2 pseudogenes are annotated in these 1411 nt (G+C 68.8%); both read right to left on the minus strand.

Features of this window, described 5'->3' with window-relative positions:
- Nucleotides 1-39: 39 nt before the first annotated feature.
- Nucleotides 40-167, minus strand: a pseudogene (locus AOK18_RS35520) (IS110 family transposase); the annotation flags it as partial.
- Nucleotides 168-847: 680 nt separating this feature from the next.
- Nucleotides 848-1345 (minus strand): annotated as a pseudogene (locus tag AOK18_RS29410) (3-oxoacid CoA-transferase subunit B); the annotation flags it as partial.
- Nucleotides 1346-1411: the final 66 nt, after the last annotated feature.

Here is a 1411-nt window from a genome sequence, read left to right on the forward strand (position 1 = left end):
CGGCCTCCGGTCCGTGCGGGGGTGCCTCTATGTCCCTCGTCAAGCGATCCGCGGGGTTCTGGGTCGTAGAAGGTTCCGTCGCGGAGCATGGTCAACAGGACGCTGATGCGGTGACAGGCAAGGCGGAGGAGGGCCTGGGTGCGGGTTTTGCCTCTGGCTCGGCAGCGGTACTGGCTCACCGGTCCGATGAGCCTGTTGTGAACTGCGGTGATGTGAGCAGGCTGACATTTCCCGCCTCAGGGATCGCCAGGCTTGTGGCGTAGCCCACACCGTGCTCGTCACCGGGCGGGCATCGCGTGCCGTGCAAGCCGTCACATGCGGCCGCATCCGCGCACAACCGATCCGCCGCCACCCGATCGGGGGTACGGCGCTGCAGAATGCCCGGCTGAGGAGCAGCACACGGTTCTGGCCTGCCATACCGCTGGTTCTCATCTTCTCGGCCTGCAGTCAAGTGCTGGCGGAGCAGACCCGTCAGAGGAGAGAGCAGTGCCGCGGGCACCCGCCGGTCCCGGGTCTGTTCTCCGTCAATCACTCCCTGTACCGCATCAGCGCCCGTATCGCTGGAGGGCCGGCCNNAGCAGCAGGGTTGGGCCGGCGTTCGGCAGGCCGCAGATGGGGACGGCGCTCGGTGACGGGCGGGACAATATGACGAGGCGGCTCGGCGACGGGCCCGAGGAGGGGACGCAGCGACAGCACCCGGTGCGGCCGATGTCGAGCAGGACAACGCCGCGAGGTGGCACGCCTGCAGCGCGCATCACCTCGAGCGGGCCGCTCCCCCGCCCGGGGTGTCCGTGGCCCGCGTCGACGGGCAGCGCCAGATGGCGAGGCGGTTCTGCTGGGTGCTGGGTCAGCCCGCGACAGGAGTACCGGTCCTCTCACGCACTTCGTCGAGGGTGACGCCGGGCGCAAGTTCGACCAGCCGGCACCCCATGGGTGTGATGTCGAGCACGGCCAGGTCGGTAATCCGCTGTACGACCCCCTGTCCGGTGAGCGGCAGGGTGCACTTGGCCACGATCTTGTGGGAGCCGTCCTTGGCGACGTGTTCCATGAGGACGATCACGCGCTTGGCGCCGTGGACGAGGTCCATCGCGCCGCCCATTCCCTTGACCATCTTCCCGGGCACCATCCAGTCGGCCAGGTCGCCCGTGGCGGAGACCTGCGTGCCTCCGAGCACGGCGGTGTCGATGTGGCCGCCGCGGATCATGCTGAAGCTCTGGGCGGAGTCGAAGAACGATGCCCCGGGGTTGACCGTGACGGTCTCCTTGCCGGCGTTGATCAGGTCGGCGTCGATCTCGTCGTCGGTTGGGTACGGGCCCGTTCCGAGGATGCCGTTCTCGCTGTGCAGCGTGGCCCTTCAGTGCCGCCGAGGCGGGCGTGGACGAGCGCGAAGTCGGCGACGATGCCCTCCTCG

Origin of the sequence: Streptomyces prasinopilosus, from assembly GCF_001419695.1 — a bacterium.
GTDB classification, from domain to species: domain Bacteria; phylum Actinomycetota; class Actinomycetes; order Streptomycetales; family Streptomycetaceae; genus Streptomyces; species Streptomyces prasinopilosus.